Source organism: Aeromonas sp. ZOR0002 (genome assembly GCF_963866995.1).
In the GTDB taxonomy this organism is placed as follows: domain Bacteria; phylum Pseudomonadota; class Gammaproteobacteria; order Enterobacterales; family Aeromonadaceae; genus Aeromonas; species Aeromonas caviae.
In genome coordinates, this window is record NZ_CAWMFQ010000369.1 from 1 (window position 1) to 25,025 (window position 25,025).

Genomic DNA, 25,025 nt, shown 5'->3' on the forward strand with positions numbered 1-25,025 from the left:
GCGGCTCGGTGCAGGTGCCTGCCCACGTTCGCCGCATCAGTCAGGCGTTCGGCAAGGCGCTCAAGTTCCCGGTCTATCAGTCGGTCGGCAGCTTTACCCGCATGATGGAGATCCCCCAGCGCGAATATCTGGGCCTCTCCAGCGACAACCAGACAGAGCTGCTCGCCGTGATTGGCGACTTCTGGCAAGACGTGATGAAGGAGGCAGGACTATGAGCCGCCCTGATTTTGGCACCATCGGCAGCACCGTCAGCGCCTGCGAAGGGGTGGTGAACTACCTCAAGCCCTATCTGGAGGCCACCGGCCACGGCGCGGATCGGGTGATTGACCGGGTGCAAACCGTGGAGCGCCATATCGGCCGCTTCAACGAGTCGGATGAGATTAAGCGCTGGATGGGTAACCGCGATGGCGGCATTCGCATCGCCGCGATGCGGGTGGTATCGATGCGCCGTGAAGGCAACCTGATCGGCACTATCGAGTTCTCGGCATTCGTGTTCTGCGCTGACCAGTTCGGCTATGCCAAAGACCAGCGGGCAGAGGTGATCGCCGGTCGCTTGGCCACTGCCTTGATGCTGACTGGCGGCTGGCGTGGCACCGGTGCCAGCAAGGCGCCGGAAGGGGTGCGGATGGATAACCTCTACACCACCAGTATCGACAAGCTGGGGCTGGCGATCTGGTCGGTGACATGGCGGCAAGACTGGCCGCTCGATAACCCCATCGACCCGGCCACGCTCGATGACTTTCTGCGCTTTAACTGGCGCGCAGAACAGGGCGATGGCGCCCCGGTCTGTGAGGCAGATATCACCCTGCCCGCCGCCACTCCATAGGAGCAAAAATGGAACTGAATCTGAAACCGGCCCCCGGGCTGGTCATCAAAAAGCCGGATGGCAGCAAGCTGGCCGCCGATGGCGAGAAGGTGCCGCGCACCAGCTTCTGGCTGAAACGGCTGGCTGATGGTGATGTGAGTGAAGTTAAACCGGCCGCCAAGGCCACCAAGAAACCGCAAGTGAAGGAGTGACCATGGCTCTCGGAACTATCCCCAATGACGTGCGCGTGCCGCTCGTCTATATCGAGATCGACAACAGCCAGGCCCTGAGCGGCAACATCGCCCAGGATCAGAACGTGCTGCTGTTCGGTCAGATGATCACCACTGGCGCCGATGCCGGTACCGCTAGCCCGCTGACGGTCACCGAAGTTCCGGTCAGCGAGTCGGCCATTGATGCCCTGTTTGGCGTCGGCTCCATGATGGCGCTGGCTGCCAAGCGCTACCGCAAGGCCAACAGCTACACCCGCACCTTCGCGCTGGCCTGTGGCGATATTGTCGCTGGTTCTGCCGCTGCCGGTTCGTTCACCTTTGGCGGCCCTGCTGCCGTGGCTGGCACCGTGTCGCTGCTGATTGCCGGTCAATCTGTGCAGGTTGGCGTGGTCGCGACGGATACCGCCGCCAATATCGCCACCAAGGCGGTGGCCGCCATCAATGCGGTGAAGAACCTGCCGGTGACGGCGGCCGTGGATGGCACCGATACCGCCAAGGTCAACATCACCGCCAAGTGGAAGGGCCTGACCGGCAACGATATCGATCTGCGTTACAACTACTACGCGGGAGAGCAGCTGCCGAACGGCGTGACCGTCACCACCGTGGCGATGACCGGCGGCGCCGGCGCCCCCGATATGGCCGCCATGATCTCCGCCATGCCGGACGAGTGGTACAACCACATCATGATGCCGTTCAACGATACCGCCAGCCTCAACACCCTGCGCGATGAACTGCTGACCCGCTGGGGCCCGCTCAAGATGAGCGAGGCGATCGCCTATACCGCCTATCGTGGAACCTACGGCGAGACCATCACCTTCGGTGAGGCGCGCAACGACTTCCTGCTGACCTGCATGGGTACCAGCAAATCGCCCAGTCCGAGCTGGGAGTTCGCGGCCAGCTATTGCGGCATCGCGTCCTATCAGCTGGCCATCGACCCGGCACGGCCGCTGCAGACCTTGGCGCTGCCCGGCATTCTGGCACCGGCCAAGGCTGACCGTTTCGCCTTTGACGAGCGCAACAACCTGCTGAAATCCGGTATCGCCACTTATCAGGTGCAGCCCGGTGACGTGGTGGCCATCGAGCGTGAAGTGTCGATGTATCAGAAGAACGCCTTCGGCGATCCGGATCCGTCTTATCTCGACATCACCACCCCGGCCACCCTGGGCAAGATGCGTTACGACGTGCGGGTGATGGTTACCAATCGTTATCCGCGTCACAAGTTGGTGAATGATGAAGATTTGCCGCTGATTGACCCCGGTCAGCCTGTCGTATCACCAAAGTTGATGAAAGAAGCATTGATTGAAGTTGCTCTCGACTGGGTTGCTGCTGGCCTGATGGAAAACTTCGATCTGTTCAAAGAATCGTTGAGCGTGGTTCGACCATCTGGCGACCGTAATCGTCTGGATGCTCTCAGCCATCCGGATATCGTCAACCAATTCCGCATCTTTGCGGAGCTGATCCAGTTCAAACTCTAAGGAGCCAATCATGGGGATGATCCTCGGTGAAGTGACCGTTCGTGCGAATGGCAAGCAGTTCAAGACCAAGGGCGGGGCCGTGCTCAACCCGGGCGGCTATACCCGCACCCAGCACACTGGCCCCGGCAAAGTGTGGGGCAAGAGCAAGAAGTACAGCCCGCCCAGTATCGAGATTGTGATCGCCGCTGATGAAGACGTTGATGTGATCGAAATCAACGCCATCGAAGACGCGACCATGACCTGGGAAGGTGACAACGGCGTCAGCTACATGATGACCAAGGCCAGCACCAACGAACCGGCCACCCTGCGTGAAGAGTCCGGCGATATCGCGGCCACCTTCTTCGGTGACAAGGTAGTGGGGATCTGACCATGGCCTTGATTACCTTCGAACTCGATCATGGGCTGAAGGCGGTGGGGAGCGGCGATGAGCCGCTCCTTTATCGTGAAGTTGGCCTGCGTGAGCTGAATACTAATGACCTTATCGATGCCCAGTTGGCTGCTGAAAAAGTCGTAGTGCATCCAGGCGGTAAGGCCGTTGCTTATACCAGTGATGTGCTTTACGGGTTGGAATTACTGCGCCGCCAGATTGCATATATAGGAGAAGTGCAGGGCCCTATCGAAATAAAGACGATTCGAAAACTTCACACAGAAGATTTCGATCTTATTCAACGCAAGGCGCAAGAGCTTGACCAGGCATTGGCAGAAGATTTGGCCAGAAGGATAGAGGAACGGGGGCGAGCAGATCCAGTTCGTTGATATTGCAATGGGGGTAATGTTTGCCATGAGCAAATATATACCGACATCCGAGCTGGAAAACTTGCCATTGCGCCATCTATTTATTCGCTTCGATAAATTAAAACAGGCGCTGACGCCGAAGAAGTAAAAGGAAATATCATGGCCAAGCAACTTGTCACCGATATTGTTATTAACCTCGCTGGCAACTTGGCCGCCAAATCGCGGCAATATGGCCAGAGCATGAGCCAGTTTGCCGCCAATAATCAGCGCGCCATGAATATGATCAAGATGTCCACCGCCGCTGCTGGCCGGGGTATCGATGCCATGGGTAACCGCTATGTGGCATTGGGCGCCGCCATGGTTGGCGGTGCATCTGTTCGTGGCTATGCCGAGCTTGATCGCCGGATCTCTCGTATCGCCATTGCGGCCGATATCAGCCGCGATAAGGCCAAGGAACTGAAGGACGAGATCAACGCCGTCAGCAATACCAAAGGCATTCGCATCGACCCGAGCGAAGCGACCGCGGCCGTCGAAGAGATCCTGACCAAGACCGGCGATCTCGAATACGCCATCAACAACCTGCCCAATATCGCCGCCGTTATTCAGGCGACCGGCGCCGGTGGCCTTGAAGTTGGCGGCATCTTTACCGAGTTCAAGAAGCTGGCCATCGACTCCAGCGAAGCGGCGATGCGCGCCATCGATACCCTCAACATGCAGGGTAAGCAGGGCGCCTTTACCCTGGCCAACATGGCCAAAGAGGGCCCAAAGATTTTCGCCGCCTATGCGGCCACAGGTCGAGAAGGTGCCGGCGCAGTCACCGAACTGGGCGCAGCCCTGCAGATCATCCGTCAAGGTGTCGGATCAGATGCCGAAGCGGTGACGGCCTTCGAATCCATCATTCGCGATATTACCCGCCCAGAGACCGTCAAGAAGCTCAAGCAGCTGGGCGGCATTGAGGTGTTCGACCCCGAGAAGCTCAAGCAGGGCAAAGAGGTGATGCGCAGCCTGCCGGTGCTGATTGAAGAGATCGTCACCAAGTCTGGCGGCCTCTCCAGCAAGCTCTCGATGCTCAACCTGACCGACGAAGCCAAGCGGGCACTCAAGCCGGTGATCGCCGAGTACGTCCAGACCGGCGACGTCAAAGCGTTTGACGAGTTCCTCAAGCTCTCCGGCGATGGCAGCACCACCCTGAATGATGCCGCCGTGGCTGCCAGCGACTTTGCCGCCAGCCTGCAGCTGGTCAGCAACAGCTGGAACCAGTTTGCCAACAAGCAGCTGGCCGCCCCGATCGCTGAACTGGCCGACGCCATCAACAGCCTGGAACCGGATGCCGTGCAGAACTGGCTGGAGACCGGCAAGAATATCGCCCTGGTTGTCGGCGGTCTGGTGGCCGTCAAGAAAGGGATCGATGCGGTTAAATGGACCAAGGGCGTGTGGGATGCCGCCAAGCCAAGTAAGGGCGGTGCCGGTGGCCTTGGTGGTGCCATGGCCGATCTGGGCGCGACCCCTGTCTATGTGGTCAATATGCCGGGTGGTGGTTTTGATATCCCAACAGGCGGCCCAGACAAACCGACTGGTAAAGTCCCAAAAGCATTCAATGCCCTCAAGAAAATGACCCCAGGATTACTTGCGACCGGATCTTTTGGTCTTATATATGCGGCCAGCCAAGCGGAAGAGGCGCAGAAATTGAAGGCTGAAAGCGATGCTGCACAAGTATCAAGGGCGACCCTTCCTACTGAGCCCATGCTTAGTAATAAGGATGCATTCGCCATGATGGCGCAGCAATTACAGGCAGAAGTTGCAACAGGCTTGTCAGCTCCTCGGCAAAATGCTTTTGAACAAAAGGTCAATGCCTCCCTCGATATCAAAGTCAGCGATGACCGCATCACGGTTCGCGCCCGCGATGCGGCTCCCGGGCTGCAGGTGCGCGTGGATAACGGCCCTTCACTGATGCCTTAAGGATGGTTTGAATGAGCTTTGAAGAGCGTTTGACCGCCTCGATCCGTGGCGTTGAATTCCTGCTGAATACCGTAGAAGGCAAAGGCGGTCGCCGGGCGATACCCCGCGAATACCCCAAGCGCGAAAGCGGCTGGACCGAAGACAACGGCGCGGTGCTCACCAACGAGCAGATAACCGGCAAGCTGGTCGGCAAGGATTATCTGACCCAGCTGCGCAGCCTGCTGGATGCCCTGAACGAGCCAGGCACCGGCGAGATGATCCACCCGTGGTGGGGCGTGCGCACGGTGCAGGTTGGCGATGTCAGCCACCGCCTGGATAACGAAGAGGATGGCGTCGCTTATGTCACCTTCACGGTATGGGAAGCTGGCAAACGCCTGTTCCCCACTGCTGCCATCGATACCGCCGCCACCCTGGGCAATGCCGCCGCCGCAGCGCAGGGGTCCAGCGAGCAATCATTCCTCGATTCGTTCGTTACCGGCATCGATAACATGGGCGTGATGGTCGATACCTTCCTCGACGATCTGGACGAGTTGACCCGTGGCCTGCCATCCCTGCCGGACCAGTTCCGTGAATGGACCGATCGCCTGATGCGCACCAAGGATAGCGTCGGTTCGCTGCTGGCCTACCCGGGCGAACTTGCCCGCGAGGTGACCGGCATCGTTGAGGATGTCAAAGGAGTGGTGACTGACCCCATCCGGGCGCTCTCTGTTTATGACCAGGTAAGCCGCCGTTGGGAAGGGATGCGCGCCGAGCTGGCCATCACGGGCGGCTTGCCGACCAGCATCAACAGCGACGTGACCACTGGTGTGGCCTCGTCGGTACCGACCATCGACACCCCCACCGAGCTGAATGCCGCGCTCGATAACGGCAAGGCCTTCACCGCCTTGATTGACCGCGCTACCGCCACGGCGGCGGCCAGTGCCATTGCCAGTGCGGATCTCGGTACCACCCGCGACTTTACCCCTGACCAGAACGGTCAGGTGACCATCGGCCAGTCGCTGACTGGCGATCAGGTCAACAACCAGATCAGCCGTCCGGTCACCATGGATGGCGTAGTGGGGGCAGATCGCAATCTGCTGCTCACTGCCGACGATCTGGAACAGCTGGCCAACTACTGGGCCAACATACTGGCCGAGCTGGCCATGGATGCGGTAGAGGCAGAGCAGAGCGATGTGTGGCGCGCCCTGCGAGATCTGCGCCTTGCCCTGCTCAATGACAGCCGCGAACGGGGCGCCAAGTTGCCGCGCCGCCGTCAGATCACCCTGACCACCACCACCGCGTCGGCCCTGCTGGCGTGGCAGCAGTATGGCAATGCCGAGTACCGCGATCGGCTGGTGATGGGCAACAAGCTGCGCGATCCGGCCTTTATCACCCCGAGCACCAACATTCAGGTCGTGGATGAGGTGAGCAATGGCTGAACCCATTACCCTGCGCGTGGATGGTCAGCTCTATAGCGGCTGGCAGAAGGTGCGCATCACCCGCAGCCTGCGCGATATTGCCGGTGATTTCGAACTGCACCTGACCCGCAAATGGGACGATGCCAAGGCGATGGTCATCCGCGAAGGCAGCGCCTGCACCGTGCATATCGGCAACGATCTGGTGTTGACCGGCTACGTTGACGACTTCACCCCCAGCTATGACGCCAAAGAGGTCAGCTGGGTGGTCAGCGGCCGCAGCAAGACCAGCGATCTGGTGGACTGCTCGGCCATCTACAAAAGCGGCCAATGGCAGAACGTCACCCTCGACAATGTGGCGCGCGATATCTGCGAGCCGTTCAATATCGAAGTGGTGGTCGAGTGCGATCTGGGGGAAGCCTTCCCCCGCGTGGCCATCGAGCAGGGCGAGACCTGTTTCGAGCTGCTTGACCGCTTGGCCAAGCAGCGTGCCGTGCTGCTCACCACCAACGAGAAGGGCCAGCTGGTGCTGACACAGGCCAGCGAGCAGGCGATGGGGGCCAGCCTTATCCTTGGCCAGAACATTATGGCGGCCCGTGGCAACTTCAGCATGCGCGACCGGGCATCAGAATGGATCGTCAAGGGCAGCAGCTACGGCGGCGGTGCGACGTGGGATAACACCCCGACCACCACTATCGGAGGTCAGAAGACGACCATCACCGATCCTGATGTGCCGCGTTATCGACCCCGCATCATCATCGCCGAAGATGTCACCACAGTGGCCGGTGCCAGCAAGCGCGGACAGTGGCAGAAACAGCGCAGCATCGGAGAAGGTACCCAGACCGAGATCACCGTCGCTGGCTGGCGCACACAGGGGATGGAAGGCGACAGCGGCCCGCTCTGGCGCATCAACCGGATGTGCACCGTCAAGGACGAGATCCAGGGGCTGGATGTGAACTGGCTGATCGTCTCGGTGACCATGATGGAAGGCGACCAGGCAGGCCGCGAGGCCATCATCAACCTGACCCCGCGCGAGGCGATGCTGATCCCCGCAGAAGTGGTCAAGCAACAGACCAAAGAGGTAACCACATGGTAAGTATTCGTGACGTGCAGAAGCTGCTTGCCCCGCTACAGCGCCGCCTGCGCCTGATTGCCGATCGCGCCATCGTCACCCTGGTCAATGACGCCTTGCAGCGCCAGAACCTGCAGCTCAAGGTGCTGGCTGACGAGGGGGCTGATGATGTCGAGCGCTTCCAGAACTACGGTCACACCAGCGTGCCGCCAGAGGGGTCTGAAGCCATCGTGCTGGGGGTTGGTGGCGCTCGCGCCGGACTGGTGGCCATTGCCGTCGAACATAAGGGCTTTCGCCCGAAAGACTTGGAGGCGGGGGATAGTTGCCTATACCATCTGGAGGGTCACAACCTCCTCCTTGGCAAAGACGGCTATGCCGAGCTAAGCGCGAAAAGCGTCAGTATCACCGCAGAAGAACAAACCCTCACTATATCCCCTGAAAATGAAATTCAAGGCGCGCTTCACGTGACGTTGAACATCACTACTGATGCTGATGTCATCATTAACGGCATTTCGTTCCTTGGACATAAACACAATCTACCGGGCGGAGGGCAAACATCCCCGCCAGTGTGAGGGGCGATGACCACAGCCATCATTTGGAACAACGAAACCGGCCGGGGCGATATTGAAATCACCTCGGCCGGTTTGCGTCAGGATGATGGACTCGAAACCCTGGTGCTGCAGGTGCTGTTTACCGATGCCCGCGCCGATGACTCCGACGTGCTGCCAGATGGTACCGGCGACAAGCGTGGCTGGATTGGCGACACCTTTGCCGACCAGCCGTGGGGAAGCAAGCTTTGGCTGCTCGATCGCGAAAAGCTCACCACTGACGTGCGCAACAAGGCAGTGACCTATGCGCAAACCGCCCTTGATGCCCATTTAAAGCCTGATTTTGCCAGCAATATCGTGGTGACCGGCGCCATTCCCCAGTTTCAGCTGCTGCAGCTCATCATTGCCATCACCCGCCCTGACGGAACCGATACAACCATGACCATCAACAAGCGGTGGGAGGCGCAAGCCAATGCCCTATAACGTCCCCACCCTGCGCCAGATCACCGCCAGCGGCCTGCTTGATATCGAATCAAGCCTTGGCACCGTGCTGCCCAAGTTCGGCATCGAGCAGGCGCTGAATGCCGCCGTTTCCGCTGGCCAGCGCGACCTCTACGATCACCAGATGTGGATTGTTCGCCAGATCATCCCGACCAGTGAGTCGGATGACCAGACCATTATCGAAATGGCCCAGTTTGAAGGGGTGATCCGCAAACAGGCGACCTATGCCGCTGGGCCTGCCACGCTGCAGGGTACCGTTCCTGCTCCTGTCGGCACCGTGCTGCAGCACAGTGACGGCCGTCAATACACCGTCACCAGCAGCGCCAGCCCAAGCGGCGGCGTTGTGGCCGTGCAGGTGCAGGCCGCAGAAGCAGGCGCAGCAGGTAACCTTGCCGCTGGCCAACCGCTGGCACTGGTAACCCCAGTTCCCGGGCTGCAATCCAACGGCGTCAGCGAAGACATCAGCGGCGGCGCCGATATCGAGCCCATCAACCAGCTGCTGGAGCGCCTGCTCTTCCGCAAACGCAACCCGCCTATGGGTGGCGCGGTGGCAGATTACGTCACCTGGATGCGTGAGGTTGCAGGCGTGACCCGCGCATGGGCCTATGACGTATGGCAAGGCGGCGGAACGGTCGGGATCGGCTGGGTTTATGATGACCGGGCTGACATCCTGCCAACGCCTACCGACCAGTTCATGATGCAGGATTACCTGTTCCGTCATGCTGACCCAGCTACTGGTGTGCTGGTTGGTCGCCCTGCAGGTATCGAGCCGGTCTTTATCGGTCCGCTACTTAAGGTGACTGATCTCGCTATCGTTCCTACCCCTGACAGCGCCGAGATCCGCGCCGGTATCGAGAAGAATCTCAACGGCTACGAGCGCACCCTGCAACCGGGTGATCCCATGCTTGTATCCAAAATTCGCACTGCCATTGGTAGCGCTCCAGGCGTCAAGAACTACACCCTGGATCTGACTGCAGATGTGCCTGCCAATATCGATGAGTTAAACGTCATCGGGGTGATCACATGGCCCACCCTGTAGAGCAGTGGGGCGATGCGCTATTGCAGCAGATGCCGCGCGGTCGCGCATGGCCACGCGACCCTGATGCCAACCTGCCGAAATATGTGCTGGGATTCGCCAAGCGCCTGCAAGAGCTGGAGCTGAGCGCAGATGAGTTGCTGCTTGAAATGCGCCCTGAAACGACCGTTCAGCTGCTGCCGGAATGGGAGAACTATCTTGGCCTGCCAGAGTGCAATATCACCAACCAATCATTCGAACAGCGCCGCGCCGCCGTGGTCGAGAAATACCACCGAAAAGGCGGCTTGCAGACATGGATGATAGAGCAGATCGCGGCTGCGCTTGGCTTCACCGTCAAGGTATATGAGCAGTGGCCACACCACGTTCTGCGCGACGTCAATTTCCCTATTTATCCGGCATCTGCCCGCTTCATTTTGCGGGTTGATGTGTTGGGCATACCAGAAGACCGCTTCACCGTGCTCGACAACGTTCTTACGCCGCTGCGTGGCAATGCGGCACTCATTCTCGAATGCGTGCTCAACCGCCTGAAGATTGCGGGCTTTTACTACGACTTTAATTATGAGGTGTAACCATGGCGTACTGGCCTGATACCGGAACCGGCGTTGATACGCAACCTGCGCGCAAGCCTGTGCAAAGCGCCATTCGTAAGTATTTCACCGAGGGCGGCATTGGCCAGGCCCCGACCGTGCCTGGTGGTGACTGGTTCAACCAGATGACCAACGAAGTACTGAACGTGCTGGAAGCTGCTGGGATTGAGCCTAGCAAAGTTGATGATGATCAGCTGCTGCTGGCCATTCAGCGTATCTCCAACGCCATGAGTGCTCGTGAAGCCCTGCGCCGCACTTACGCAGATAATGGGTGGACTCTTCGCCCTATTCCAGAGAGCTTCAAAAATGGTGGTTTACTACCATCTGCTATCCATGTGTTATTGGATGAGGTCACAGGTATAGCTTACTCTGGCTCTGGGCCATATCCACAGACTGTTGATGCTGATACCAACCCCAATGTTGGTGGTTTCGTTGCGCGTGATTTAGTGAGAAATTCTTCTAATTTTCCCAGTCTTCAGGAGTTTTTAGATAGCTTTACAACTGGCGACGTGACCATTCCTGCCGGGGTGTACTACTTGTCTACCCCCCTAAAAATCGAGGAGAGAAATAGTAATGTCGATAGTCCTTTGCAGCGGTACACAATCAATGCAACAGGGGTAGTTCTACGCCACCCTAGCGGTGAGTACACTCATAACTTGCTCAACTTACTGAGCAATAAACGGGTTAGAATTGTCGGCCTTCGTGTCGAAGGTGTTGTTAATGTAGCTGGGTTGTGGGATTCATATTTAGGCGATTGCCATTTTGAAAAGACGATCTTTGGTGACGAAACACTGGGCCTTGGCTTTGTCTCTCACTATTGGAACCATTTCTGCGGAACCCGCTTTGGTGAGGTTCTTCTCATAACATCAGGGACCCGTGTTGCGAATCACGAGTTCAACGATAACTCATTTCACAATTCAATCATCACTGGCTTAACGTTACGTGGCATAGGATCTTTGCAGTCTATGTCATTTTTCGGTGGCGAATTCCGTGGAAATTTCGTAGTAGAAAGCAACCAGTATCGAGATGGACAGACACCAAATTCCATTGACTTCTATAGCACCTATTTTGACCAGGCTGGAAACTATCCTGACCTGAAAGGTCTGCAAGTCAATACTCATGGCAACTGCTCCGCAGTTAATGCGTTCTCTTTTGATGGGCAACGGGCTAGTGATGGCGGTACTGGTACTGAGCAGTCAATGTATGGGTTTCGACCAGAAATCCGTGAGCCAACATCCATTGAAAACTTGGCTATTGGTGGCGCTGCTAACAGCTATCCTGTGTACGGCCCTGTTCGTGATGTGCATCTGGCGACCAATGTCAGTGTTACCCAGCTGCAGAATTACATTCGAATCGGTGCAACTGGGCCATTCGGCCTGTTTGCCTATAAAACAGAACCTCTCTCTGTTGCTGGTTGGTACTCCTGCACTGCGATCTTCAGGAAACCGTCAGGTGGTGCGTTGCAAATTAGAGTAAAAAATCGCACCACTGGTGATGCGTACTCTGACTCAATGAGTAATAAATCTCTAATCATCGGGGATTTTATTGTTGGCTCATTTAGTGTTAAAGCAGGCGTTGGTGATGTTCTTGCCGTTGAGGTATATGGCCCCTCCGTCAGTGCAGGTGAGTATATCGATGTACACTCGGTGTTCATTGGATTAGGGAAAAAATCTAATCTTGGTGGGCATGGGCAGGCATCTAAGGGGTTCCGTGAATACACCCTGTCAGGCAAGCCCGTTTCTGGAACATACCTGCAGAATGACCGGATTAACATCTCCCCTATAGCACCTGGCTCAGTGGCGCAATATGTGGTTACCACAGATGGTACGTTAGGCGCTTTATCTACTACTGGCAGCATCACTGCGGGTTCATCTACGCTTACCGTAGCCGATGCATCTGGCATATATGAAGGGGCATGGCTGTCTATCGTAGGAGTATCAGGTGGAAAAGTGGTTAAGTCGGTGGTTGGTAACACCGTTGAACTTACAACTACAGCTAATGCAACGGTGTCAGGTTCATCGGTTTCTTTTAGAGCCCCCGTGTTGAAGCCGTCCATTCAGTCAGGTCCAGCGCCATCTATATCTAGCGCGCCAACCGATGTCGGATTGCTTGCTATTGTTGCCGGTACTGGTTACTTATCAATCGGGACTACTGCTGTTACAGATTGGAAGCAGATCACATAATACCCCCCCTTTACTTATCTAAATGGTAGCGGTTCCATTACCCCCTTCCTATATCAATAGCTAGTGAATTGATCACTCTAATTAGTGATCAGTTTGCTAGCTTTTAGTGATCATTCCTATCGCGCGGCTACACTGCTGTTTTTCTCCGGCCGGTACGTCTATGAACGTTATCGGGTCGAACAGGAGATGAGCGGCGCCCTGGTCGCGCTGGCGGTGGTGAAGGAGGCGGCGCAGCTGGCCCATGAGCTGCAACGGGAGCGCGGCATGTCGGCCGGTTTCCTCGGCTCTGGCGGCAACAAGTTTCGCGATGCGCTGCCTGCCCAGCGCAAGGTGGTGGACAGCCTGTTGCAGCGTTTTCATCAGGATCCTGCCTTGCTGGCGCTGACCGAGGTGCAGCAGGGAGTGGCCGGACTCACCGCCATGCGTGAGCGGGTCAGCGCCCTGGGGGTCGAGGTGGCAGAACAGGTCGGCTTCTATACCCGCCTCGTGACCGCCTTGCTGGCGGTGGTGGACAAGATAAGCGTCGACAGCATGGATGCCACCATCGCCCTGCAGACCAATGCCTACGCCGCCTTCCTGCAGAGCAAGGAGCGTGCGGGGCTGGAGCGGGCGACGCTCAGCAACGTCTTTGGCCGTGACAGCTTCACGCCAGCGCTGTTGCAGCAGTTCATCTCCCTGCTGGCGGCCCAGAATACCTATCTCGAACGTTTCCAGGCGGTGGCGAGTCCAGCCCAGCGTCAGTTGCTGAACGACAGCCTCGCCTCACCCGTGGTGGCCAAGGTGGCCGCCATGGAGAAACTGGCCCTGGACAAGGCGGCAAGCGGCGGTTTTGGTGTCGATGCAGAGGCCTGGTTTGCCTTGAGTACCGACAAGATAGGCCTGCTCAAGGAGATAGAAGACAGCCTCTATCAGCAGCTCTTTGAGCGGGTTGAACAGATGCGGGTCGGGAGTGCCAGTGACTTCTGGTGGGGGGCGGCTGGCGTGTTGCTGTGCATCGTCCTGACCACCTTCGTCTGCTGGCGGGTGGTGCGGGATCTGCATCTGGGCTTCATGGCCCTGCACCAGACCTTCAAGCGCCTGGTGCAGGAGAACGACCTGACCGTGCGGGTCGACTGGCGATCCGGGGATGAGCTGGGGGCCCTGGCGCGGGATCTGAACCATTTCCTCGGGCACCTGGAGAGTTTGCTGCTGGCTGTGCGCCACTCCTGTGACGTGCTGATACGCAGCGCCGCCAGCTCGGCCGAGGTCATTGCCGAGGTGAATGCCGGCGTAGTCAGGGGATGCGGGCAGGTGGATCTGGTGGCGACTGCCGCCACCGAGATGGCATCGACTGTCGCGGAGATTGCTCGCAACGCAACCCAGACCTCCCAGGCGACTCAGCAGGCCATCGGCCGGGCGAAGCAGGGTGACAAGGAGGTGGATCAGACCATCCACACCATCCAGCAGGTGGCGGGTACCCTGAGTGATACCCAGCAACTGGTGGACAGCCTGCATCAGGATACCGAGTCGGTGGGCGAAGCGCTCAACCTCATCAAGCAGATCTCGGACAGAACCAACCTGCTGGCCCTCAATGCCGCCATCGAGGCGGCCCGTGCCGGTGAATCCGGGCGCGGCTTTGCGGTGGTGGCCGACGAGGTGAGAGCGCTTGCCTCCCGTACCCAGCAGGCGGCGGACGACATAGAGCGGATGCTGGGCCGCTTGCGCCAGGGGGCCAACGAGGCGGTGGCTGCCATGCACACGGGCACCGAACAGGCCGGCCTTAGCGTGACGGAGGCCAAGCGGGCGGGGAGCGAGCTGACCGACATCGTCAACGAGGTGCGCAAGGTGAGCGACATGACGGCCCAGGTGGCCACCGCCACCGAGGAGCAGCGTTACGTGACCGACGACATCCAGCAAAACGTGATGACCATCCGTGACGTGTATGAGGCCCATCGCCAGCACTCCCATACCCTGCAACAACACAGTGCCGAACTGGATGCCCTGGCCCGGGATCTGGCGGGACGCATCGCCAGCTTCAAGCTGATGGCCCCATCTTCCCCCCATTGAGCGTTTTGACCTAAAGCTTGTCCTGCCGCTGCCGATAGATAATTCGAGATAGTGTGGAGGACAAGCCGTTGAATGCTTGGGTGTTGGGGTTGATCAGCATATCAGTGAGTATGCAGCTGCAGGCGGGCGTGACCGAATTTGGCGCCGGTCTGGATCAATCCGTCTGGCGCCTGACCTCTGATACCCAGGTGGAGTGCAGGCTGGAGCATCCTATTCCCCGCTGGGGAACCGGGGCCTTTGTCAGCCGGGCCGGGCGCAAGATCAATCTGGATTTCGAGCTCAAGGGGCAGCGACCCCAGGCGCGTACCCAGACAGTGAGCCTCGGGATCATGCCCCCCAGCTGGCGTCCCGGGGTGGCCGGGCGACAGATCAGCCAGTTGCAGTTCTATCAGCAGTTTGACGGCCTGGTGGCGGGGCAGACCGCCTGGACCATGCTGGACGAGCTGGAGGGAGGGCGTATGCCGACTTTCCAGTATCGCGACTGGTATCGTCAGGACAGGCCGGTGCGGGTATCGCTCTCGTCGGTCAATTTCAGGGTCAAGTACCAGGCGTTCATGGACTGCCTGAGTGGCTTGCTGCCCTACAGCTTCAACGACATCGCCTTCAGCGTACTCTCCTATGACAAGAACAGCGATCAGTTGTCACCGGCCTCCAAGCGGCGGCTGGCGATGATCGGTGACTATGTGAAGGCAGACAAGAGCATCGATGTGGTGGTGATCGACGCCTACAGCGACAGCTATGGCGGCCGCTGGCCAAACCAGAAGCTCTCCGAGAAGCGGGCGGATGCCATCAAGCAGGTATTTGTGGATCTCGGCATCGAGGAGGGCAAGATCTCGGTGGAAGGGCACGGTGAGAAACAGCACGTGGCCTCCAACGAAACGGAAGCTGGCCGAGCCAAGAACCGCCGGGTGGTGATCAACATGGGACGCAACGGCACTATCTGATCCCGTTGAGTCATCGAGAGGGGCGGGATTTTCGCTGTAGTCAGGAATAAAAAATGCCAGTCGGCGAACCGACTGGCATTTTTTTCACGGGTATCCGGGATTACTTGGCCAGGGATTCCGGCAGGTTTTCGCGGATCTTGCCGAGCATCTCTTTCAGCACGCGGGGGTTGGCCACCACGATGTTGCCGGAGTTTTCGTAGTTGTGACCACCAACGAAGTCGGTGACGATGGCGCCGGCTTCTTTGGCCAGCAGCTCACCGGCGGCGGTGTCCCAGGGTTTCAGGCCTATTTCCCAGAAACCGTCGACGCGACCAGCGGCCACATAGGCGAGATCCAGCGCGGCGGAGCCAGCACGACGGATGTCTGCACACTCGATGAACATGCTCTGGAACATCTTCAGGTAGGGTTCGATGTGGTGCTTCTGCTTGAACGGGAACCCGGTGGCCAAGATAGTGCCGGAGAGCTCTTTGGCCTTGCCGACACGGATGCGGTAGCCGTTCAGCTGGGCGCCGCTGCCGCGGGTGGCAGTGAACAGCTCGTCACGGATGGGATCGTAGACAACGGCTTGTTCGGTCTTGCCCTTGACGCGCAGAGCGATGGAAACGGCAAAGTGCGGAATGCCTTTGACCAGGTTGGTCGTGCCATCCAGTGGGTCGATGATCCATTGGTAGTCCGGATTGGTACCGGCAATCTCGCCAGACTCTTCAGCAACGATGCTGTGTTCCGGGTAAGATTTTTTGATGGTGTGAATGATGGCCGCTTCGGCGTCACGGTCAACGTTGGTCACGAAGTCATTGCTGCCTTTCTGGATAACCTCGATGTTCTCGGGTTGAGAAAAGGCTTTTACTACTACTTGACCGGCGTTGCGCGCAGCGCGCACGGCGATATTCAGCATCGGATGCATAGGTTCACCACTGGATGTTAAAGAACGGGGGATAAAAGGACGCGACATCTTACCAAGATATTCGGGAATAGCAACTGCTATACCCTCATTCGGTCAGGGTGGTGACTGACAGATCTGACGGCTCCAATAAAGACCTGTAATCAACTAGTCTTATCGCGACAGCCGGATAACAGGCTGTGGTGAGCATAGGGATATGAGCCATGAATCTGTCATTAATCAGTCAGAAACCGTCGTCGCCGACGACTCTGGGTGTGTTGGCCGCACTGCGTGCCGCCAGCGAAGAGAGCGATTATGTCACCGAGGTCCGGGTGGCACAGCCCCAGCAGTGGCAACCGTCGAAGGATGAAGCGGCGATCCTGCTGCTGGAAGAAGAGGGCGCTGCCTGGCCTGCTCCGCTCTGGCCTGCAGGAGGCAGTGCACTGGGATTGCCGGTGCTTCCCCTGTTGGTGCATCGACAGTATGAACATACTCCACAGGGGCCGGATGTTCGGGATCCGCATTTTTATTTCGTCTCCAACGGTATTCTGCTGGATGAGGCCGAACTGGCGGATCCTGCCTGCAGCCTGGTGCTGCAAAGCAAGTTTGAATCCTATTTTCCGCTGCTTTCCCGTCTTATCTTGCTGCGCCAGCGCCAACCAGGGGTACTGAGCAGCTAATCATCTCCCCCTCGATGCGGGCTGTTCAAGCGGCACAATATTTGTCATAACTGACCGACATTGTGCCGCTTTGCTATGGCCTGTGCAGCGGTTCACCGTGTGTTCGTCGACGGAGGTGACATGAAGGTTTATGAGCTGAGACGAGCCCCCAATGCCCGTCGGGTCAGAATGTTTCTGGCGGAGAAGGGGATCGAGATGGAATATCAGCAGGTCGATCTGGGGGCGGGGGAAAACCTGGCGCCCACCTTTTTGACCAAGAACCCGGCCGGGCGCATTCCTGTGCTGGAACTCGATGACGGAACCTGTCTGAGTGAAACCCTGGCCATCTGCCGCTATTTTGAAGAGCTCCACCCAGAGCCGAACCTGTTTGGCAGCACCGCGCTGGAGCGCGCCACCATAGAGATGTGGAGTCGCTTCATCGAGTTCAACCTCTGGCTGCCGACCGGTATGGCGTTTCGTCATATCACCGGTTTTTACAAAGACCGGGAGCGGGTCTTCCCCGAATGGGGGGAGGAGTGCAAGCAACAGGCTCAGATCTGGTTTGACAAGCTTGATGCCCGTCTTGCCGAGGTGCCCTATATTGCGGGGGAGCGCTTCACCATCGCCGACATTCTTGCCCTCTGTACCATTGATTTTGGCAAGGTGGTCGGCCTGCGTATCACCCCCGAACAGCCCCATTTGCAGGACTGGCATGACCGGGTAAGTGCCCGGCCCAGCGCCCAGGCCTGATCCTTTCCCCTGAACGTTCAAGGAGTCCAAGATGATAGAGTTGTACACAGCCGCCACGCCCAACGGGTTCAAGGTGTCGATCGCCCTCGAAGAGCTGGGGCTGCCCTACAAGGTCATTCCCCTTGATTTCGCGACCATGGAGCAGAAGAAGCCCGAGTTCCTGGCCATCAACCCCAATGGCCGCATCCCGGCCATCGTCGATCGGGACAATGGTGACTTCGCAGTGTTCGAGTCCGGCGCCATCCTTATCTATCTGGCGGAAAAAACCGGCAAGTTGCTGCCACAGGATCCCAAGCGCCGCTCCCAGGCCATCCAGTGGCTGATGTTCCAGATGGGGGGCGTCGGTCCCATGATGGGGCAGGCCAACGTCTTCTATCGCTATTTCCCCGAGAAGATCCCGGCCGCCATCGAGCGTTACCAGAAGGAGGGGCGACGCCTGTTCGAGGTGCTCGACGGTCATCTGGCACACCATGAGTATCTTGCGGACGAGTACAGCATCGCCGACATCGCTACCTGGCCCTGGGTGCGCATCCACGACTGGAGTGGTATCTCCATCGAGGGGTTGGTGCATTTGCAGGCCTGGATGGCACGCATGGAAGTCAGGCCCGCCTGCCAGAAGGGCATCACCATTCCACCGCGCAATGAGAGCCCCGAGGATCAGGTCAAGCGGGCGCAGCAGATGGTGACTCGCTGACGCCATCATGATGGCCCTGACGGGCCATCTTTTTTATTCCCCTTTGACTCCCCGTTGTTTGACGATCTGCATCGCAGTCGCTTTTTGTCTTTCAAATAAGCCATTTATCAAAAATCAAAAGTCATTTTTCCTGATTAATTGTTATGTTATAACGCCATCTCTTTGATTGATGAACATGAAGCTTGGATGGAAAGGATGACAAAAAAATGCACCGCAGCCGGGTGGTTCGCCCTGGCTCTGATGGCAGGAACGACTGCAGCCGACGGCAAACCGCTTGCCATGGTGGGGCCCTGGGAGATCCACAGTGTCGACCCCGCCAGCAACGGGGTCTTCTTTACTCGCATGCAGGTGGCGGAGACCCTGGTGGATGTCGATGGGAAAGGCAATCTGCAACCCGGGCTTGCCAGTGAGTGGTCGCGTAGCGATGACGGTCTGCAGTGGCGATTCACGTTGCGCCCCGGGGCCCGTTTTCACGATGGCAGCGAGGTGAGCGCCGAGCAGGCCGCTTTTGCCCTGCAACAGGCCTGGCGCAAGCCCGGTGTGATGACCAGTGCTCCCATTGCGTCCATCGGATCTGGAGATGGCGTCTTGAAGGTCACACTGAGCGAACCCTTCGCCTCCCTGCCTGCCGTGCTGGCCCACCCCAGCACCCAGATCCTGGCGAAGGCCGCCTACGATGCCAAGGGGGAGGTAACCCAGGTGATAGGCTCTGGCCCCTACCGCATCACCCGCCTGCAACAACCCCAGCGGATAGAGACTGTGCGTTTCGACGGCTGGCAGGGGGCCAGGCCCGCAATCGAGGAGGTCAGCTACCTGACGGTGGGGCGTGCAGAGAGCCGCACCCTGATGGCCGAGAGCGGTCAGGCCGACATCGCCTGGGGGCTGGATCCGGTCAGCATCCGCCGCTTGCAGCAGGCGTCACGGGTCTCCATCGCCTCGGTTACCCTGCCACGGACCATCCAGCTCAAGCTCAATGGCGCCGATCCTCGTCTGAGCGATCCGGTGGTGCGCCGTGCCCTGAGTCTCGCCATCGATCGTCGTGGTATGGCAGCCGCCCTGCTGCGGGATCCAGAGATGGCGGCAACCCAGCTCTTTCCTCCCACTCTGGGGGAGTGGCACCAGCTCGGGTTGACGCCGCTTGCCTATGACGTCAAGGCGGCCCGGGCGGCCTTCGCGGCGGCAGGCTGGCAGCCGGGGGAGGACGGTGTGCTGCGCAAGGGGGAAGAGCGCTTCGCCCTGACCCTGCGTACCTTCCCTGACCGTCCGGAGCTGCCGCTCCTCGCCACGGCACTGCAGGCGCAGTGGAAGGCGGTGGGGGTGGATCTCAAGGTGGCGGTGGGCAACTCGAGCGAGATCCCGGCGGGCCATCAGGACGGCTCCCTCCAGCTTGGTCTCTACGCCCGCAATTATGCCCTGGTACCGGATCCCCTGGTCACCTTGCTGGGGGATTTGGCCCCTGCCGGTGCGGACTGGGGGGTGATGAACTGGCACTCCCCGGCCATGACGCAAACGCTGACCCGCCTTGCCACGCAAGCCTTGTCGCCCACAGACGCCGCCGCGGCTCGCCGGGAGATAGCCACGACACTGCAACAGGAGTTGCCGCTCCTGCCCATCGCCTGGTACCGCCAGAGCGCGGCGGTCAGTCGGGGGCTGGAGGGGTTTGAACTCGATCCCCAGGAGCGCAGCTATGGCCTGGACAAGTTGACATGGAGCGCACGATGACAGCGACACCCTTGTCTCGCGTCATGGAGATACTGGGTCAGCGTCTGGTGCAGGCGCTGGTGGTTGCCCTGCTGGTGGCCGGACTCTGTTTTCTGATGGTGCAGTCCCTGCCCGGAGACATCGCCTTTCGCATCGCGGCGGGTCGCTATGGCTATGACTATGTCACCGCCGAGGCGGCCAACGCGGTGCGCAGCGAGCTGGGGCTGGCCGGCTCGGCCCTTGCCCGTTTTGGCGACTGGCTGTGGGCCTTGCTGCAAGGGGATCTCGGCAGCTCCCTGGTGACGGGCGCACCGGTCGCCACCGACGTGGGTCATCACCTGGGCGCCACCCTGACGCTCGCGAGCGCCTCCGTGGTGCTGGCGCTGGTGGTGGCGCTGCCGCTTGGCAGCCTGAGTGCGCTGCGCCCGGGGGGATGGTGTGATCGCCTGACCCTGGGCTGGAGCGTGCTGATGCGTGCGTTGCCCCCCTTCTTGCTCGGCCTGGTGCTCATGGTGATGCTCTCGGTGGAGCTGGGCTGGGTCAGTGCGGCAGGGCACGGGGAGGGGAGCAACCTGCTGCTGCCCGCCCTGACCCTGGGATTGGGGCTCTCCGGCGTGCTCTCTCGGGTGGTGCGTGAAAGCGTGCTCACCGTGGTGCAGTCCGGTTATTACCGATTTGCCCTCACCAAGGGGCTTTCGCCGGCCCGGGTTTTCTGGCGCCACGGTCTGCGCAACACCGGGGTCAGCATCATCGCCTACACCAGCGTGCAGCTGGTGCTGCTCATTGAGGGGGTCGTGGTGGTCGAGAGCCTGTTTGCCTGGCCCGGGATCGGCCATGCGCTGGTGCACGCCATCTTCTGGCGCGACATCCCCATGGTTCAGGGGACCGTGCTGGTGCTGGCGGTGCTCTTCGTGCTGCTCAATACCCTCACCGATCTGCTTTGTCTTGCCATTGACCCCCGTGGTCCCAAGGAGTCCTGATCATGTCGTTGTCTGTCAAAACGGGGCTGGGCCTGCTCCTGCTGGTGGTGCTGTTTGCCCTGCTGGGCCCCGTGCTCTGGCCCGATCCGGCGGCTCAGGATCTGGCACAGTTTCTGGCTGATCCCTCCTGGCAGGAGCCCCTCGGGCGGGATCAGATGGGGCGCAGCCTGATGGCGCGCCTCGCGGCGGCGACCCGGCTCTCCCTGCTGTTGGGACTGCTGTGCGTCATCACGGCGGCGCTGCTGGGCTCATTGCTGGGCTGGCTTTCGGCCTGGCGCGGCGGCTGGGTCGACGGTCTGTTGCGCAGCCTGGCCGACGGCGTGCTGGCCCTGCCAGGCCTGTTGCTGGTGCTGCTCTTCTCCGCCATGGCCCAGGGTGGCTTTGCCATCCTCTATCTCGGGTTGGCCATGGCCCAGTGGGTGGAGTATTACCGGGTGGTGCGTGCCCGCAGCCGGGGGCTGCTCGCCTCGCCCCAGGTGGAGGCGTCCCGTCTGCTGGGATTCGGCCATGCCCATGTGGTGCGGCGCCATCTCTGGCCCGAGCTCGCCCCCCAGTTGCTCACCATGATGGCCTTCGGCCTAGCGGGTGCCATTCTAACCCTCTCTACCCTGGGCTTTGTCGGAGTGGGCATTCAGCCGCCCACGCCGGAGCTGGGGCTGATGATGACGGAGGCGCTGCCCCACTATCAGGAGGCTCCCCGTCTGCTACTGGCTCCCATTCTTGTCATGGGGCTGATGTTGCTGGCCCTGGTGCTGCTTCATCAGACGCGCGGCCTTGACATGCCATCTTCACAAGGAGCCACCTCATGACGGCCATTCATATCAAGGGGTTGCAGGTCGATGATGGCCAGAAAACCCTGTTGCAGGCGCTGGATTTCACCATTCATCCCGGCACCGCTCTGACCCTGATCGGGGAGAGCGGTTCGGGCAAATCCCTGTTGGCTCATGCCCTGATGGGGACCTTGCCAGCCCCCCTGACAGGCCGGGGCGAGATGGTGTCGGGTGGCCGCCATCACAACCTGGCCGACACGCCTCGCCTGCGTACTCTCTGGGGGAGGGAGCTGGCGATGCTACCCCAGGAGCCGGTGCTGGCGCTGGATCCCACCATGGGGTTGCTTGCCCAGGTGGAGGAAGGGTGGCTGCCAGGGGGCAAGGAGGCCCGATCGCGGGCCCGCGCCGCCCTCGAGCGGCTTGGACTGGCCGGGCGGGAGGGCGCTTTTGTACACCAGCTCTCGGGAGGCATGGCCCAGCGCGCGGCCTTTGCCGCCGCCACCCTGGGGGAGGCCCGTCTGCTGGTGGCCGACGAGCCCACCAAGGGGCTCGACAGCCGGGCCGCAGCCAGGCTGGGTGCCTTGTTGCTGGGCTACCTGGCCCGTGGACGCCATCTGCTGACCATCACCCATGATCTCTCCCTGGCTCGCGCATTGGGGGGCTGGGTGCTGGTGGTCAAGGGAGGAGAGATCGTGGAGCAGGGGCCCGCCGAGCGTGTGCTGCACACGCCATTCCATGCCTATACCCGGGCCCTGCTGGCTGCGGAGCCCTCCGCCTGGCCCGAGGCGGCTGTCCCTCCCACCGGAGACTGGCTCATCCGCGGAAAGGGGCTTGCTATGGGATATGGGGATCAACCCCTGTTCACGGGGCTCGACCTTGCCCTGGCGCAAGGGGAGCGAATGGCCATCATGGCGCCGAGCGGCGCGGGCAAGAGCACCCTCGGCAACGTGCTGCTGGGTCTGCAACGCCCCCTGCAAGGGGAGGTGCTGCGCCGGGAAGGGATAGCCCCCTGCCGCTGGCAGAAGCTCTATCAGGATCCGGTGCAGGCCTTTGCCAGCCGAGTGCGCCTCGCCACCCAGTTCGATGATGTGCTGCGTCTGCACAGGCTGCCTCGCCATCGGCTTGTCGACTATCTGGCCCGGTTGGGGCTGGATGAACGGCTGCTGACGCGCCTGCCAAACCAGGTCTCGGGAGGGGAGCTGCAGCGGCTGTCGCTTATCCGGGCCCTGCTGCTGCGCCCTGTGCTGCTGTTCGCCGATGAGCCCACGTCCCGGCTCGATCCCCTGAGCCAGCAACAGACCATCGCCTGTCTGCTGGAGGAATTGGGAGAGATAGGCTGCGCCCTGCTGCTGGTGACCCATGACGAGGGGCTGGCCGGCAAGGTTGCCCCTCGTTGTCTGAGACTGGGGGAGGTAGGTTCCCCCATGTTCGAAGGCGCGTCGGCCGAGGTGAGAAGAGTGGGGTAAAGAGGGGACAGGATGAATCCTTCCCCCATGATGAGATGACAGTGACGGGGCCTTGGGCCCCGTCGCATTAGAAAAACTTGGGTAAGCAGATTATAAAGTTTCGTTCGTTTTTTGTGATATGAATCACTAAGATTGTCGTAAGCCAGAGAGCGTCCTGCTGCTGGCGGGTGCGGGTCCTCCGCCTTGTTCCTCTTCAACGACCTTTGTCAGACACCTCCTGCAGATCCCTGCCCGGAGGGTGGCGGCTTTTTGATTTTTTTCGGACGACATATGTATCGGCACAGCTTCTATCCCCTGTTTCTCCTGACCATTCTGATGGTCGCCGTGGGTCAGATGACCCAGACCCTCTATGTGCCCTCCATTCCCATGATGGCGGGGGACTTCCATGTGGCCTCCGGCCAGTTGCAGGCGGTGATGGCCTGCTACCTCATTCCCTACGGCCTCTCCCAGTTCGTTTATGGCCCCTTGTCGGATCGCATCGGTCGTCGCCCTGTGCTCATCATCGGCATGATGATCTTCCTGGTCGGCACCCTCACCATCCAGCTGATCCCGAGCTTTACCGCCCTGCTGGCGGGCAGCCTGATCCAGGGGCTGGGCACCGGGGCAGGGGGCGCCATGAGCCGGACCGTGATGCGCGACCGTTACAGTGGCGCCGAGCTGAACCGCGCCAACAGCCTGGTGAGCATGGGGGTCATCTTCTCCCCTTTGCTGGCACCTGTGCTGGGCGGCTGGCTCACCGAGCTGTTCAACTGGCGTGCCGGCTACTGGTTCCTGTTCGGTTTTGGTGCCCTGACCACCCTGGCACTGCTGGCCTGGTTTGGGGAGACGCTGCCAGCATCCGCCCGCCAGCATTCGCTGCGGGTGGGCGCCGCCTATCGTCATGTGCTCGGCAACCCGCGCTTTCAAGGCAACCTGCTCTGTCTGATGGCCACCTTTGCCGGCCTCGCGGTGTTCGAGGCGGCGGCCGGGGTGTTGCTGGGGGACGTGCTCAAGCTGAGTGCCCGCACCGTCAGCGTGCTGTTCGTGCTGCCGCTGCCCGGTTATCTGTTCGGCGCCTGGCTCTCCGCCAGACTGAGTTTTCGCCTGAGCCAGGGCAAGCTGATGCGCCTTGGCATCGCCTTCCTGGCCCTGGGGTCGCTCATCATCCTGGTACCCGGGCTGCTCGGCATGGTGAGCGCTGCCTCCCTGGTGGGCGGGGCTGCGGTCTACTTCATTGGCAGCGGCATTCTCTATCCGACCGCCACCTCCTGTGCCATCGAGCCCTTCCCGGGCCAGGCGGGCACCGCGGGAGCCGTGCTCGGGGGCATGCAGAATCTGGGGGCTGGCGTGGTAACCCTGTTGGCCGCCAGCTTCCCGATGACGGGGCAGGTGACCCTGGGGGCCATCATGACGGTGATGGTGCTGATCGTGGCCTTGAGCTTTGTGTGGCTGCGCCACCACGGTGCGCCCCACGAGCAGATGGCCGTCTGACACGGCCAAGAGCCCGCCCCGTTGGCGGGCTTTTTACTGCCTCCTGCCGGGTGGGGAGACGCCGCAGGCGAGTGGAAGGGAGTTGCCGCGCAGGCAAAGAAAAAGGCTATGTCCCAATTACGTGTTGCATGGGGCGCCCC

24 protein-coding genes and 1 pseudogene are annotated in these 25,025 nt (G+C 60.1%); 24 read left to right on the forward strand and 1 reads right to left on the reverse strand.

Translation table 11 applies throughout. The features are described from left to right. The 16 genes and pseudogenes from AACR77_RS19660 to AACR77_RS19735 form a co-directional block, all read left to right on the forward strand. Positions 1 to 215, forward strand: a pseudogene (locus tag AACR77_RS19660) (phage virion morphogenesis protein); the annotation flags it as partial. Continuing rightward, a complete protein-coding gene (locus AACR77_RS19665) occupies positions 212 to 826 on the forward strand; it encodes a hypothetical protein (protein WP_042882924.1) in 615 nt (204 codons plus the stop codon). The pseudogene AACR77_RS19660 and the gene AACR77_RS19665, both read left to right, overlap by 4 nt. Positions 827 to 834: 8 nt before the next feature. Then, on the forward strand, positions 835 to 1,017 hold the full coding sequence (locus tag AACR77_RS19670; protein WP_042882927.1) for a DUF2635 domain-containing protein: 183 nt from the start codon (positions 835 to 837) through the stop codon (positions 1,015 to 1,017). Positions 1,018 to 1,019: 2 nt separating this feature from the next. Beyond that, on the forward strand, positions 1,020 to 2,510 hold the full coding sequence (locus tag AACR77_RS19675) for a phage tail sheath subtilisin-like domain-containing protein (RefSeq protein ID WP_042882928.1): 1,491 nt from the start codon (positions 1,020 to 1,022) through the stop codon (positions 2,508 to 2,510). 10 nt (positions 2,511 to 2,520) lie between these two features. Further along, a complete protein-coding gene (locus tag AACR77_RS19680) occupies positions 2,521 to 2,877 on the forward strand; it encodes a phage tail tube protein (RefSeq protein ID WP_042882930.1) in 357 nt (118 codons plus the stop codon). Positions 2,878 to 2,879: 2 nt separating this feature from the next. Continuing rightward, positions 2,880 to 3,266: a phage tail assembly protein gene (locus AACR77_RS19685; RefSeq protein WP_042882932.1), complete on the forward strand. Its 387-nt coding sequence runs from the start codon at positions 2,880 to 2,882 to the stop codon at positions 3,264 to 3,266. Positions 3,267 to 3,404: 138 nt separating this feature from the next. Next, complete coding sequence (locus AACR77_RS19690) at positions 3,405 to 5,204, forward strand: hypothetical protein (protein ID WP_042882934.1); 1,800 nt, start codon at positions 3,405 to 3,407, stop codon at positions 5,202 to 5,204. A gap of 11 nt (positions 5,205 to 5,215) precedes the next feature. Further along, complete coding sequence (locus AACR77_RS19695; protein ID WP_042882936.1) at positions 5,216 to 6,622, forward strand: DNA circularization protein; 1,407 nt, start codon at positions 5,216 to 5,218, stop codon at positions 6,620 to 6,622. Then, positions 6,615 to 7,694 carry a phage baseplate assembly protein gene (locus tag AACR77_RS19700; protein ID WP_042882938.1) on the forward strand — a complete coding sequence of 360 codons (1,080 nt, stop codon included), beginning with the start codon at positions 6,615 to 6,617 and terminating at the stop codon, positions 7,692 to 7,694. The genes AACR77_RS19695 and AACR77_RS19700 overlap by 8 nt, the downstream gene beginning before the upstream one ends. Beyond that, entirely contained in the window at positions 7,688 to 8,242 is a 555-nt protein-coding gene (locus AACR77_RS19705) for a phage baseplate assembly protein V (protein ID WP_042882940.1), read from the forward strand. Before AACR77_RS19700 ends, AACR77_RS19705 begins: the two co-directional genes overlap by 7 nt. Positions 8,243 to 8,248: 6 nt before the next feature. After that, positions 8,249 to 8,701, forward strand: a complete 453-nt coding sequence (locus AACR77_RS19710; protein WP_042882942.1) for a phage GP46 family protein — start codon at positions 8,249 to 8,251, stop codon at positions 8,699 to 8,701. Continuing rightward, positions 8,691 to 9,758: a baseplate J/gp47 family protein gene (locus tag AACR77_RS19715; RefSeq protein WP_042882944.1), complete on the forward strand. Its 1,068-nt coding sequence runs from the start codon at positions 8,691 to 8,693 to the stop codon at positions 9,756 to 9,758. The genes AACR77_RS19710 and AACR77_RS19715 overlap by 11 nt, the downstream gene beginning before the upstream one ends. After that, positions 9,743 to 10,324 (forward strand): YmfQ family protein, encoded by a 582-nt coding sequence (locus tag AACR77_RS19720; RefSeq protein ID WP_042882946.1) that lies wholly within the window; start codon positions 9,743 to 9,745, stop codon positions 10,322 to 10,324. The genes AACR77_RS19715 and AACR77_RS19720 overlap by 16 nt, the downstream gene beginning before the upstream one ends. A gap of 2 nt (positions 10,325 to 10,326) precedes the next feature. Next, positions 10,327 to 12,525 carry a hypothetical protein gene (locus AACR77_RS19725; protein ID WP_139739491.1) on the forward strand — a complete coding sequence of 733 codons (2,199 nt, stop codon included), beginning with the start codon at positions 10,327 to 10,329 and terminating at the stop codon, positions 12,523 to 12,525. A gap of 84 nt (positions 12,526 to 12,609) precedes the next feature. After that, positions 12,610 to 14,571, forward strand: coding sequence for a methyl-accepting chemotaxis protein (locus tag AACR77_RS19730; protein ID WP_052224824.1), 1,962 nt, complete (start codon positions 12,610 to 12,612; stop codon positions 14,569 to 14,571). Between the two features lie 68 nt (positions 14,572 to 14,639). Beyond that, positions 14,640 to 15,515 (forward strand): flagellar protein MotY, encoded by an 876-nt coding sequence (locus AACR77_RS19735; protein WP_039038755.1) that lies wholly within the window; start codon positions 14,640 to 14,642, stop codon positions 15,513 to 15,515. Positions 15,516 to 15,615: 100 nt separating this feature from the next. Here the strand turns inward: AACR77_RS19735 and suhB are convergent, their stop codons facing one another. Next, positions 15,616 to 16,419 (reverse strand): inositol-1-monophosphatase, encoded by an 804-nt coding sequence (suhB, locus tag AACR77_RS19740; RefSeq protein ID WP_039038754.1) that lies wholly within the window; start codon positions 16,417 to 16,419, stop codon positions 15,616 to 15,618. Positions 16,420 to 16,619: 200 nt separating this feature from the next. On the opposite strand from suhB, the gene AACR77_RS19745 reads away from it, so the two are divergent. The 8 genes from AACR77_RS19745 to emrD all read left to right on the forward strand — a co-directional run bounded on the left by AACR77_RS19745 (position 16,620) and on the right by emrD (position 24,885). Beyond that, positions 16,620 to 17,075 carry a hypothetical protein gene (locus AACR77_RS19745; RefSeq protein WP_042882948.1) on the forward strand — a complete coding sequence of 152 codons (456 nt, stop codon included), beginning with the start codon at positions 16,620 to 16,622 and terminating at the stop codon, positions 17,073 to 17,075. Between the two features lie 120 nt (positions 17,076 to 17,195). After that, positions 17,196 to 17,804: a glutathione S-transferase family protein gene (locus AACR77_RS19750; protein ID WP_042882950.1), complete on the forward strand. Its 609-nt coding sequence runs from the start codon at positions 17,196 to 17,198 to the stop codon at positions 17,802 to 17,804. Between the two features lie 31 nt (positions 17,805 to 17,835). Next, the gene (locus tag AACR77_RS19755) at positions 17,836 to 18,498 is read left to right on the forward strand and encodes a glutathione S-transferase family protein (RefSeq protein ID WP_042882952.1); all 663 of its coding nucleotides are present in this window, start codon (positions 17,836 to 17,838) and stop codon (positions 18,496 to 18,498) included. 195 nt (positions 18,499 to 18,693) lie between these two features. Next, the gene (locus AACR77_RS19760; RefSeq protein ID WP_042882954.1) at positions 18,694 to 20,220 is read left to right on the forward strand and encodes an ABC transporter substrate-binding protein; all 1,527 of its coding nucleotides are present in this window, start codon (positions 18,694 to 18,696) and stop codon (positions 20,218 to 20,220) included. Beyond that, on the forward strand, positions 20,217 to 21,179 hold the full coding sequence (locus AACR77_RS19765) for an ABC transporter permease (RefSeq protein WP_042882956.1): 963 nt from the start codon (positions 20,217 to 20,219) through the stop codon (positions 21,177 to 21,179). Before AACR77_RS19760 ends, AACR77_RS19765 begins: the two co-directional genes overlap by 4 nt. A gap of 2 nt (positions 21,180 to 21,181) precedes the next feature. Next, entirely contained in the window at positions 21,182 to 21,988 is an 807-nt protein-coding gene (locus AACR77_RS19770) for an ABC transporter permease (protein ID WP_010675089.1), read from the forward strand. Then, the gene (locus AACR77_RS19775) at positions 21,985 to 23,415 is read left to right on the forward strand and encodes an ABC transporter ATP-binding protein (protein ID WP_042882958.1); all 1,431 of its coding nucleotides are present in this window, start codon (positions 21,985 to 21,987) and stop codon (positions 23,413 to 23,415) included. The genes AACR77_RS19770 and AACR77_RS19775 overlap by 4 nt, the downstream gene beginning before the upstream one ends. A 270-nt stretch (positions 23,416 to 23,685) precedes the next feature. Further along, positions 23,686 to 24,885, forward strand: coding sequence for a multidrug efflux MFS transporter EmrD (gene emrD, locus AACR77_RS19780; RefSeq protein WP_042882960.1), 1,200 nt, complete (start codon positions 23,686 to 23,688; stop codon positions 24,883 to 24,885). Positions 24,886 to 25,025: the final 140 nt, after the last annotated feature.

Excerpts from the sequence above, each read along its gene's own strand:
- AACR77_RS19700 (WP_042882938.1), top strand. The coding sequence starts at position 6,615 with ATGGCTGAACCCATTACCCTGCGCGTGGATGGTCAGCTCTATAGCGGC.
- AACR77_RS19745 (WP_042882948.1), top strand. The coding sequence starts at position 16,620 with ATGAATCTGTCATTAATCAGTCAGAAACCGTCGTCGCCGACGACTCTG.
- suhB (WP_039038754.1), bottom strand. The coding sequence starts at position 16,419 with ATGCATCCGATGCTGAATATCGCCGTGCGCGCTGCGCGCAACGCCGGT.
- AACR77_RS19685 (WP_042882932.1), top strand. The coding sequence starts at position 2,880 with ATGGCCTTGATTACCTTCGAACTCGATCATGGGCTGAAGGCGGTGGGG.
- AACR77_RS19775 (WP_042882958.1), top strand. The coding sequence starts at position 21,985 with ATGACGGCCATTCATATCAAGGGGTTGCAGGTCGATGATGGCCAGAAA.
- AACR77_RS19695 (WP_042882936.1), top strand. The coding sequence starts at position 5,216 with ATGAGCTTTGAAGAGCGTTTGACCGCCTCGATCCGTGGCGTTGAATTC.
- AACR77_RS19770 (WP_010675089.1), top strand. The coding sequence starts at position 21,182 with ATGTCGTTGTCTGTCAAAACGGGGCTGGGCCTGCTCCTGCTGGTGGTG.
- AACR77_RS19705 (WP_042882940.1), top strand. The coding sequence starts at position 7,688 with ATGGTAAGTATTCGTGACGTGCAGAAGCTGCTTGCCCCGCTACAGCGC.
- AACR77_RS19715 (WP_042882944.1), top strand. The coding sequence starts at position 8,691 with ATGCCCTATAACGTCCCCACCCTGCGCCAGATCACCGCCAGCGGCCTG.
- AACR77_RS19675 (WP_042882928.1), top strand. The coding sequence starts at position 1,020 with ATGGCTCTCGGAACTATCCCCAATGACGTGCGCGTGCCGCTCGTCTAT.
- AACR77_RS19765 (WP_042882956.1), top strand. The coding sequence starts at position 20,217 with ATGACAGCGACACCCTTGTCTCGCGTCATGGAGATACTGGGTCAGCGT.
- AACR77_RS19750 (WP_042882950.1), top strand. The coding sequence starts at position 17,196 with ATGAAGGTTTATGAGCTGAGACGAGCCCCCAATGCCCGTCGGGTCAGA.
- AACR77_RS19725 (WP_139739491.1), top strand. The coding sequence starts at position 10,327 with ATGGCGTACTGGCCTGATACCGGAACCGGCGTTGATACGCAACCTGCG.
- AACR77_RS19690 (WP_042882934.1), top strand. The coding sequence starts at position 3,405 with ATGGCCAAGCAACTTGTCACCGATATTGTTATTAACCTCGCTGGCAAC.
- AACR77_RS19755 (WP_042882952.1), top strand. The coding sequence starts at position 17,836 with ATGATAGAGTTGTACACAGCCGCCACGCCCAACGGGTTCAAGGTGTCG.
- AACR77_RS19720 (WP_042882946.1), top strand. The coding sequence starts at position 9,743 with ATGGCCCACCCTGTAGAGCAGTGGGGCGATGCGCTATTGCAGCAGATG.
- AACR77_RS19680 (WP_042882930.1), top strand. The coding sequence starts at position 2,521 with ATGGGGATGATCCTCGGTGAAGTGACCGTTCGTGCGAATGGCAAGCAG.
- emrD (WP_042882960.1), top strand. The coding sequence starts at position 23,686 with ATGTATCGGCACAGCTTCTATCCCCTGTTTCTCCTGACCATTCTGATG.
- AACR77_RS19760 (WP_042882954.1), top strand. The coding sequence starts at position 18,694 with ATGACAAAAAAATGCACCGCAGCCGGGTGGTTCGCCCTGGCTCTGATG.
- AACR77_RS19670 (WP_042882927.1), top strand. The coding sequence starts at position 835 with ATGGAACTGAATCTGAAACCGGCCCCCGGGCTGGTCATCAAAAAGCCG.
- AACR77_RS19710 (WP_042882942.1), top strand. The coding sequence starts at position 8,249 with ATGACCACAGCCATCATTTGGAACAACGAAACCGGCCGGGGCGATATT.
- AACR77_RS19665 (WP_042882924.1), top strand. The coding sequence starts at position 212 with ATGAGCCGCCCTGATTTTGGCACCATCGGCAGCACCGTCAGCGCCTGC.